The sequence below is a fragment of the Cryobacterium glucosi genome (assembly GCF_004402235.1).
Taxonomy (GTDB): domain Bacteria; phylum Actinomycetota; class Actinomycetes; order Actinomycetales; family Microbacteriaceae; genus Cryobacterium; species Cryobacterium glucosi.
Genome location: NZ_SOFS01000017.1, coordinates 70,776 through 78,235 on the forward strand (window position 1 = coordinate 70,776; position 7,460 = coordinate 78,235).

Annotated in this window: 10 protein-coding genes; 6 read left to right on the top strand and 4 right to left on the bottom strand. The window is 69.7% G+C overall.

The window, feature by feature from the left end; genetic code table 11:
• A complete protein-coding gene (locus tag E3O46_RS07690) occupies positions 1 to 684 on the bottom strand; it encodes a TetR/AcrR family transcriptional regulator (RefSeq protein WP_134446359.1) in 684 nt (227 codons plus the stop codon).
• Positions 685 to 753: 69 nt separating this feature from the next.
• Here E3O46_RS07690 and E3O46_RS07695 point away from each other — a divergent pair, with 69 nt between their 5' ends.
• The 4 genes from E3O46_RS07695 to E3O46_RS07710 all read left to right on the top strand — a co-directional run bounded on the left by E3O46_RS07695 (position 754) and on the right by E3O46_RS07710 (position 3,802).
• The gene (locus E3O46_RS07695) at positions 754 to 1,770 is read left to right on the top strand and encodes an ATP-binding cassette domain-containing protein (RefSeq protein ID WP_134446399.1); all 1,017 of its coding nucleotides are present in this window, start codon (positions 754 to 756) and stop codon (positions 1,768 to 1,770) included.
• Entirely contained in the window at positions 1,767 to 2,597 is an 831-nt protein-coding gene (locus E3O46_RS07700) for an ABC transporter permease (protein ID WP_134446360.1), read from the top strand. The genes E3O46_RS07695 and E3O46_RS07700 overlap by 4 nt, the downstream gene beginning before the upstream one ends.
• A gap of 64 nt (positions 2,598 to 2,661) precedes the next feature.
• Positions 2,662 to 3,105 carry a VOC family protein gene (locus E3O46_RS07705; protein ID WP_134446361.1) on the top strand — a complete coding sequence of 148 codons (444 nt, stop codon included), beginning with the start codon at positions 2,662 to 2,664 and terminating at the stop codon, positions 3,103 to 3,105.
• Entirely contained in the window at positions 3,098 to 3,802 is a 705-nt protein-coding gene (locus E3O46_RS07710; protein WP_134446362.1) for a GyrI-like domain-containing protein, read from the top strand. The genes E3O46_RS07705 and E3O46_RS07710 overlap by 8 nt, the downstream gene beginning before the upstream one ends.
• Before the next feature lie 16 nt (positions 3,803 to 3,818).
• Here the strand turns inward: E3O46_RS07710 and E3O46_RS07715 are convergent, their stop codons facing one another.
• A complete protein-coding gene (locus E3O46_RS07715) occupies positions 3,819 to 4,610 on the bottom strand; it encodes a LysR family substrate-binding domain-containing protein (protein WP_166787253.1) in 792 nt (263 codons plus the stop codon).
• Positions 4,611 to 4,696: 86 nt separating this feature from the next.
• On the opposite strand from E3O46_RS07715, the gene E3O46_RS07720 reads away from it, so the two are divergent.
• Positions 4,697 to 5,137 carry a DUF5997 family protein gene (locus tag E3O46_RS07720; protein ID WP_134558379.1) on the top strand — a complete coding sequence of 147 codons (441 nt, stop codon included), beginning with the start codon at positions 4,697 to 4,699 and terminating at the stop codon, positions 5,135 to 5,137.
• Between the two features lie 13 nt (positions 5,138 to 5,150).
• Here E3O46_RS07720 and E3O46_RS07725 read toward each other — a convergent pair whose 3' ends face one another.
• A complete protein-coding gene (locus E3O46_RS07725; RefSeq protein ID WP_134560822.1) occupies positions 5,151 to 5,879 on the bottom strand; it encodes an alpha/beta hydrolase in 729 nt (242 codons plus the stop codon).
• A gap of 194 nt (positions 5,880 to 6,073) precedes the next feature.
• Between E3O46_RS07725 and E3O46_RS07730 the strand changes: the two genes are divergently transcribed.
• Complete coding sequence (locus E3O46_RS07730) at positions 6,074 to 6,661, top strand: NUDIX hydrolase family protein (RefSeq protein ID WP_134446366.1); 588 nt, start codon at positions 6,074 to 6,076, stop codon at positions 6,659 to 6,661.
• A 54-nt stretch (positions 6,662 to 6,715) separates the two neighbouring features.
• Here the strand turns inward: E3O46_RS07730 and E3O46_RS07735 are convergent, their stop codons facing one another.
• Complete coding sequence (locus tag E3O46_RS07735) at positions 6,716 to 7,228, bottom strand: hypothetical protein (RefSeq protein ID WP_134446367.1); 513 nt, start codon at positions 7,226 to 7,228, stop codon at positions 6,716 to 6,718.
• Positions 7,229 to 7,460: the final 232 nt, after the last annotated feature.

A 7,460-nucleotide genomic window follows, 5' to 3' on the forward strand; every position in this document is an offset into this window, starting at 1 on the left:
CTACAGGCCTTGCTCGACCATGGTGACGACGCGGCCGATAAGCGCCTCGGTCGCGGCGGCGGGCAGGGCTCGGAGGGGGCCGTCGATCAAGAGCGAGGCGAGGCCGTGTACCGCAGACCAGGCCAGGAACTCGGCGCCCGGCCGGCGCTCGGCGGGGAGGACGCCCGTAGTCACGAGGTCGTCGAGCGCCTCGCCGAGCAGCTGGAACGGGGTCAGCCCGCGCGCACCGGCCCGTGCAGCGCTCGTCGCACTCTCGAGGTCGGACGAGGCCGTGAACGCGGTGCGGAACAGTCCCGGTTCGGACAGGGCGAAACGCAGGTAACCGGTGCCGACGGCGCGGAACCGGAGCCGGGCCGTGGTTGCGTCCATCGTCGTTCCCGAGTCTGATGCGGCGACATCCGCCACTGGCAGTGCCGCCTGCTCGTCCTCGATCGCGCGGGCGACGCCGGACTGGCACTCCGAGCAGACCGCCTCGAGGAGCGCACTCCGGTCGGCGAAGTGCCGGTAGGCGGCGTTCGGGGCGACCCCGGCGCGGCGAGTCGCCTCGCGGAGCACGACGGCGGACGGGCCGCCGGACCGGGCGAGTTCGAGGCCGGCGTCGATCAGGGCACGCCTCAGGTCGCCGTGCCGGTAGGTCGAGCGACCATGGCCTTCGGTGGCTGAATCGGTGTTCGTGGTTGTCAAAGTGAGGCCGCCTCGTTACGCTGGATCCATAATGTGTACAACGTCCACAATACCGCGGGGATGAACACGATGACGATCATCGAGGCCACGGGCCTGACCAAGACGTACCGCTCCAAGAGCGGGCCGGTGCACGCGCTCGCCGGGCTCGACCTGTCGGTGCCGCGGGGCAGCGTCAAGGCCCTGCTCGGTCCGAACGGAGCAGGCAAGACCACCGTCGTGAAAATGCTCACGACGCTGATCCGGCCGGACTCCGGCCGAGCGGTCGTCGACGGCATCGACGTCGTTGCCGACCCGAAGGCCGTGCGTCGGATCATCGGGGTATCCGGCCAGTACGCGGCCGTCGACGAGAACCTGACCGGCTTCGAGAACCTCGAGATGGTCGGCAGGCTCTACCACCTCGGTGCGAGCGAGTCCCGGCGTCGCGCCCAGGAACTCATCGATCTCTTCGAGCTCACCGCGGCGGGCAACCGCCCGGTAAAGGGGTTCTCCGGCGGTATGCGCCGACGGATCGACCTCGCGGGCGCGCTCGTGATCAACCCCAAGGTGCTCTTCCTCGACGAGCCGACCACCGGGCTCGACCCGCGCAGCCGCATCGCGCTCTGGAACGTGATCAAGCGGCTCGTCGCCGACGGCACGACAGTGCTGCTCACGACCCAGTACCTCGAAGAGGCCGACCAGCTCGCCGACGACATCGTCGTGGTCGACGACGGCCGGGTCATCGCCGAGGGCACCTCGGACCGGCTCAAGGCGCAGATCGGCGGCCATCGCCTCGAAGTCGCGCTCGTCGACGCCGGCGCCGGCGCGAGCGAGGCGGCCCGCGGCATCCTCGCCCGCTTCGGCGATGGCGAACCGACCGTCACGAGCGACGGCCGCGGCCTCGAGGTCGCGGTGACCGACGGCCCGCGCGCACTGCAGCTCGTGCTCGCGGCGCTCGGTGACGCCGGCATCGAGCTGCACGACGCAGGCATGCGCCGGCCGACGCTCGACGACGTGTTCCTCACGCTCACCGGGCACAAGGCCGACAAGGCGCACGGGGCAGCGGATGACGACACCCTCGACTCGAAGGAAGCGGTGAAGACCCGATGAGCGCGATTTCCACGACCCTGCCGAGCTGGAACCCGTTCTCGCGCTGGTACTCCGACGGCTGGACCGTCACCAAGCGCAACCTCATCAAGATCAAGCGCTCCCCGGACATGCTCGTCTTCGCGGTGATCCAGCCGGTCATGTTCGTGCTGCTCTTCAGCCAGGTCTACGGCGGGGCGATCCAGGTGCAGGGCACCGACTACACCCAGTTCCTGATGGCGGGCATCTTCGCCCAGACCGTCGTGTTCGGGTCGACGTTCTCCGGTTCTGCGATGGCGCTCGACCTCAAGGAGGGCATCATCGACCGGTTCCGCAGTCTGCCGATGAGTTCGTCCGCGGTGCTGATCGGCCGGACGAACAGCGACCTCGTGCTCAACACCATTTCGATGGTCATCATGATGGCCACCGGCCTCGCGGTCGGCTGGCGGGTGCACTCCTCGCCGGCCGAGTTCCTGGCCGGCGTCGGGCTGTTGCTCCTGTTCAGCTACGCGTTCAGCTGGGTGATGGCGCTCCTCGGAATGAGCGTGAAGAGCCCCGAGGTGATCAACAACGCCTCGTTCCTCATCCTGTTCCCGCTCACCTTCGTCTCGAACGCCTTCGTGCCGAGCGACACCCTGCCGACCCCGCTGCGGATCTTCGCGGAGTGGAACCCGGTCTCCTCGCTCGTGCAGGCGGCCAGGCAGCTCTTCGGCAACGAGGGCACCGCGCCCGTGCCCGACATCTGGACCATGCAGCACCCGATCCAGACGGTGCTGATCGGCATCACCGTCATGCTCGTGGTGTTCGTGCCGCTCTGCATCCGCAAGTTCGCGTCGATCAGTTCGCGGTAACGTGACACGACCGGCGTGTTCCACCGACTGACCTGTTCCATCCGCTCGAGCAAGGGAGTTCGACATGACTGACTCAGAGACCGGAACGGCGACGACCGACCGGGGCATCGGCATCCTCGACGTCTTCAGCGGTTTCGCCGTCCCCGACATCGAGGCCGCCCGCGCCTTCTACGGCGGCACGCTCGGACTCGAGGTGACCGACGGCGGGATGGGCCTGCTGCGCATCGAGCTGCCCGGAGGCGGGCACGTGATCGTCTATCCGAAGGCCGACCACGTGCCGGCGACGTACACGATGCTCAACCTCGCGGTCGGCGACGTCGACGCCGCCGTCGACACCCTCACAGCCCGCGGGGTGGTCTTCGAACGGTACGAGGGCTCGCCCCAGGACGAGAAGGGCATCATGCGCGGGTACGGACCGACGATCGCCTGGTTCACTGACCCGGCCGGCAACATCCTCTCGGTGCTCGAAGATTCGGCGCTCGAGGAGTCGGCACAGCCCGATGAGTAACGAGGTGCCGTTCACGACCGACCGGCGCACCGGCCAGTTGCGTGCGCCGCGGAACACCGCGCCGCGCGCGACGGGACCGTACGACGTGAAGCGGGAGGACAAAGCTCTGTATGCGCCGACGAACCGCGACTGGGAGCTGATCGAGGTTCCCGTGCAGCGGTTCATCGCGGTCGACGGGCGCGGCGACCCGAACGTCGCGCCCGCATACACCGCGGCCATCGAGGCGCTCTATGCCGTCGCGTATGCGATCAAGTTCGCGGCCAAGCGCGGCCTCGGGCGTGACCTCGTCGTCGCCCCGCTCGAAGGGCTCTGGTATGCCGACGATCCGGCCGGCTATGCTGCGTTCGCGGGCGGCGACAAGGCGTCCTGGAGCTGGACGATGCTGATCAGCCAGCCCGACTGGGTGACGGATGCCTTCATCACTGAGGCCGTGGCGTTGACGAAAGCAAAGAAGAAGCTTCCGGCCCTCGCGAGCATGCGCATCGAGTCCCTCGACGAGGGCTTCAGCGCGCAACTACTGCACGTCGGACCCTACGACGACGAGGCGCCCGCACTCGCGCGGCTGCACGGGGAGTTCCTGGCCGAGCACGGTCTGCGCCTGAACGGCCTGCACCACGAGGTCTACCTCGGGGACCCGCGGAGAAGTGCCCCGGAGAAACTCAAGACGGTCCTCCGGCAACCGGTCGCGCGCGCCTGAGCCGCGGCTCCGCGGCTCAGCGGCCGGTGCGCTTACCGAGCTTGAGGTTCGCGGTACTGCGGGTGCGGCCGGGCGCGGACTGGGTCTTCTTGGCCACGGCCGGCTTCGCCTTCGCGGCGGCGACGCGCAATGCCTTCGCGGCGGCCTTGGCCTTGTCGGTCTTCTTTTCCTTCTTGATCTTTTCGCCGCCGGCGGGCACCGAGTCGACGCGGGAACTCGCCTTCGTGCGGCCGCGCACGATGCCGATGAACTCTTCGATGTCCTCGGTCGTCTCTGCCGCGAGCCAGGCGAGGGAGACCTGGCTCTCGGCGACGTCCTCGACGGGCCGGGAGACGAGGTCCTTGCGGCTGTGCAGGCGGGCGATCGAATGCGGCACGATCACGATGCCGACGCCTGCGGCGACGAGCTCCATGGTCTCGTCCATGTCGCGCACGGCGGCGAGCGGGCGGCGGATGCCGTCGCGCACCTCGGTCGCGACGTCGCGCCACTCGGGAACGGCGTCGGGGTCCTGCAGCAGGTGCTCGTCGGCGAGGTCGGCGACGAGGAGACTGTCCGCGTCGGCGATGAAGTGGTCCTTCGCGGCGACGACGACCGGGATTTCCCGGTAGAGCGCGATCAGGCTCAGGTCGTGTTCGTCGATCGGGAGGCGCACGATGCTGACCTGGGCGCGGCCGTCGCGGAGCACGGCGGACTGCTCGTCCGGCGTGGTGCGGAAGACCTCGAGGGGCTGGTCGGGGCGCCGTTCTGCCCAGGCGCGGGTCCACTTGGTCGGCGTGACGCCGGCGGCGAAGGCGATGGAAAAGGTCACCGGCATCCTCTCTTTTGTGGCGCGCGGGGCGGCGCACCGTTATGATCCGCCGAAGCGGTGGTGCTCTCAGGCTATACGCTGGACTGATGAGCGAGAAGAAGACCCAGACCATGAAGCCCGCAACGGCGGCCCAGAAGCTCGGGATTCTGCTCGAGGCAGCCCCCGAGGAATTCCAGAACACCCTGATCTCGCGCACCGAGCTCACCGAACTCGACACGAACCCGCCGGAGTGGCTCGCTCTGCTGCGCGCCAACGGCCCGCACCCCAAGCAGGTTGTCGCCGCGAAGCTCGGCGTCTCGATCTCCGGGCTCGCGCGCGGCAAGGTCACCGAGCCGCTCACGAGCGCCGAGATCCTCGCGTTGCTGCAGCAGCCGCCGGCATGGCTCGTCACCGAGCGCGCCACCCAATTCGAGGTGCGCGAGGAGCAGATCCGCGTCAAGGACCGCGACGCCGAGCGCGCCCGCAAGGCCGCGCACGCCGCCCGGTTCGCCGCCCAGAACGAGAAGGCCGCCGCGAAGAAGCGCTAGCCCTGGCTCCGGGTCAGGCCACGTCCGCGGGCGCGTCCGCGTACTGCGCGCGGAGGAATCCGACGATGTCGGAGAGTTCGCCCTGCGAGATCGAGTGGCCCATGCCCTCGTAGATGCGCTCGGTGAGCACGGAGTGGCCGGGCAGCCAGTCCTGAGTGCGGCCGACGGCATCCGCCTGGATCACCGGGTCGGCCGTGCCGCGGCCCCAGAACACCGGAACGGGTCGCTCGGCGAGGTCGGCGTCGCCGGGCTGCGGCGCCGCGGCGACGAAACCCGAGAGCTGCACCGCGAAGGCGAACCGGTCGGGCGCCTGGCGCAGCAGCTGCAGCGCCATCGCGCCGCCCTGGGAGAAGCCGAGCAGCCCGACGGATGCCGGCGGCACGACGAGCGCGTCGAGCCAGGCGAGCACGCCGTCCGCTGCCGCCTCGATAGCGGACGCGCTCGGGGCGCTCGGGTTGACGAGGCCGCCGGGCATGCCGACCGGGAACCAGGCCCAGCCGTCGCCGACCGGGAGGGGCGCCCGGAGTGCCGCGAGGACCGGCTTGAGCGGCAGGTGCGGTGCGAGCGAGAACAGGTCGCCCTCGTGGGAGCCGTAGCCGTGCAGGATGAGGAGCAGCGGACGCCCGACCCGGTCGGCTTCGGACGCCGACCAGAGCACTGCGCCGGGATCGATCACGAGGGTGCCGGAGTCGGCTGCGCCGTCACCGGTGCTGCCGGTGCTCTCCAGATTGTTGTCGTCCATGTCGGTCCTCCTGCCGGGCGTCGAGGCCGGAACGCGTCGACAGTCAATACTTTCACTGCCCCGGACCTTTCACTGCCCAGGACCCGAATGCGCCTCCCGCACCGTCGGGTCCGGCTCGCCGGCGGCGACGGGCGCGACCCACCCCGGGAAGCGGGCATGGCGCATCCGCTCGCCGGGTAGGAGAGAATGAAGGCATGAGCGTGCGCACCCCTGACCCCGACCCGGACTGGACGCCTGGCCCCGAGAACATCCAGCCACCCAATCAGAACCAGGGCTGGCTGAGCGATGTCGAGCTCGCGGACATCCGCCGTCGCCTGCCGATCCTGTACATCGAGGCCGTCCCCGTGCGGGTCGATGGGCTCGGCCAGGTCGTCGAGCTCGGCGTGCTGCTGCGCGCCCGGCCGACCGGCGAGATGACGCGCACCCTCGTCTCCGGGCGCGTGCTGTACGGCGAGACCCTGCGCGATGCGCTGTTCCGGCACCTCGAGAAGGACCTCGGGCCGATGGCCTTCCCGCAGCTGCCCGCGAGCCCGGTGCCGTTCTCGGTCGCCGAGTATTTCCCGCTGCCCGGCATCACCGCCTTCACGGATGAGCGCCAGCACGCCGTCTCGCTGGCCTACGTCGTTCCCGTCACCGGTACCTGCGACCCCCGCCAGGACGCCCTCGAACTCACCTGGATGACGCCGCTCGAGGCGGCATCCGAGGCCGTGTCCGCCGAGATGGAGGGCGGCCGCGGCTCCCTGCTGCGGATGGCCCTCGCTTCGGTCGGCCAGCTCCGCTGACGGGTCCGGCGGGCGAGCCGCCCGCCGCACCCGCCGCGGCCGCCACGCCCTCCGCTACGAACCGGCTGTCGGAGTGGGGGCCGGCGTGGACGTGCCTGGGGCGATTTGCCGGTGTGCCCGTACGTCGGCGCGTACAAGGTGGCGCAGGGCGTGGCGCCACTTCTTCGGCACGTCGGCCTTCGACGTGTCGGCGGCAGCGGCCTCGATCTTCGTGAGGTACTGGCTGGCCGGCGCGCCGTATGCGCCGGCGAGGACGTCCGTGCGAATGGCGGCGAGGGCCGCGGGGCGTGCGGCCACGTCGAGCTTGATCGCCGCGCGCAGGTCCGCGCGCAACTGGGCAACGGTCTTCACGGTCTCGTCCGCGGCGACAGCGGTGTTGGCGGATGCCGCCACTGCGGTCGCGAGTGAACCGGCGAGGGTGGACCCCGTGACGGAGGACGCTGCAACGGTCGTGGGCATCTCGGCCGCGGTCGCCGCGCCGACCGCGAACGTGCCGCCCACAACCAGGCCGAGGCTGAGCGTCCCCGCAGCGACAACGGTCGTGGCTCGCTTCGTGAATGCATTCATATCTTTCTGCCTTTCGCTGGACCGGGAGGGTCCCGGCGGTGAAGCCACACTGGCAGGCGCACGCAAACGCCGTGTTCGGGAAATGTACGGAAAATGTAAGGCGAGTTCGGCATCCGCCCGCGCGTGTGATGTATCTGGACATGGGTGACAGTTCTGTATCAGGACATCGGTAACACTTCCTGTATCAGGACATCGGTGACAGTTAGATAGTTTTCGGTCGCCGTCCGCGCGG

Coding starts and splice junctions, on each gene's coding strand:
- E3O46_RS07700 (WP_134446360.1), top strand. CDS start 1,767: ATGAGCGCGATTTCCACGACCCTGCCGAGCTGGAACCCGTTCTCGCGC.
- E3O46_RS07710 (WP_134446362.1), top strand. CDS start 3,098: ATGAGTAACGAGGTGCCGTTCACGACCGACCGGCGCACCGGCCAGTTG.
- E3O46_RS07725 (WP_134560822.1), bottom strand. CDS start 5,879: ATGGACGACAACAATCTGGAGAGCACCGGCAGCACCGGTGACGGCGCA.
- E3O46_RS07720 (WP_134558379.1), top strand. CDS start 4,697: ATGAGCGAGAAGAAGACCCAGACCATGAAGCCCGCAACGGCGGCCCAG.
- E3O46_RS07730 (WP_134446366.1), top strand. CDS start 6,074: ATGAGCGTGCGCACCCCTGACCCCGACCCGGACTGGACGCCTGGCCCC.
- E3O46_RS07695 (WP_134446399.1), top strand. CDS start 754: ATGACGATCATCGAGGCCACGGGCCTGACCAAGACGTACCGCTCCAAG.
- E3O46_RS07705 (WP_134446361.1), top strand. CDS start 2,662: ATGACTGACTCAGAGACCGGAACGGCGACGACCGACCGGGGCATCGGC.
- E3O46_RS07735 (WP_134446367.1), bottom strand. CDS start 7,228: ATGAATGCATTCACGAAGCGAGCCACGACCGTTGTCGCTGCGGGGACG.